Here is a 746-nt window from a genome sequence, read left to right on the forward strand (position 1 = left end):
GGACCGCCGTCGTCGTCGTGCCCGCGGTGATGTTCATCAGCGAGCGCGCCGGGGCGTATCCGGCCCGGGGAACCACCTCCGCGAGCAGCCCCATCCGGGTCCCCGTCCCGAGGGACTGGAAGAAGCCGAGCACCAGGAGCAGACCGAACCGGGCCGCCAGCGGCAGCCCCGGGAGCGCCTGGGCGGCGACGCCTGCCAGCGCCGCGCACTGGAGCACGACGAGGGTCCGGCGCGGGCGGCCCCCGTCCGCGACCGACATCAGTGTCAGCGCGCCGAGCACGGTGGCGAAGGTGGCGCCGTACATGCTGACGGCTGTCAGGAAGGGGGAGCCGGTCCGTTCGCCGACCAGGGAGCCGAGGGCGAAGCCCGAGAGGGTGCTCGCGGCCACCGAGAGGGTGAGCCCGGCGTAGAGGCCGGCGAACTCCCGGTTGCGGAGCAGGGCGCGGTAGCCGTGGGTCGCCGTCGTGCCCGCGGTGATGTTCATCAGCGAGCGCGCCGGGGCGTATCCGGCCCGGGGAACCACCTCCGCGAGCAGCCCCATCCGGGTCCCCGTCCCGAGGGACTGGAAGAAGCCGAGCACCAGGAGCAGACCGAACCGGGCCGCCAGCGGCAGCCCCGGGAGCGCCTGGGCGGCGACGCCTGCCAGCGCCGCGCACTGGAGCACGACGAGGGTCCGGCGCGGGCGGCCCCCGTCCGCGACCGACATCAGTGTCAGCGCGCCGAGCACGGTGGCGAAGGTGGCGCCG

General features: G+C 75.5%; 1 pseudogene. It reads right to left on the minus strand.

Annotated features, from left to right (window positions below):
• Nucleotides 1–706 (minus strand): annotated as a pseudogene (locus tag EAO77_RS37915) (hypothetical protein); the annotation flags it as partial.
• Nucleotides 707–746 lie beyond the last annotated feature (40 nt).

Origin of the sequence: Streptomyces sp. T39, assembly GCF_008042045.1 — a bacterium.
GTDB lineage: Bacteria > Actinomycetota > Actinomycetes > Streptomycetales > Streptomycetaceae > Streptomyces.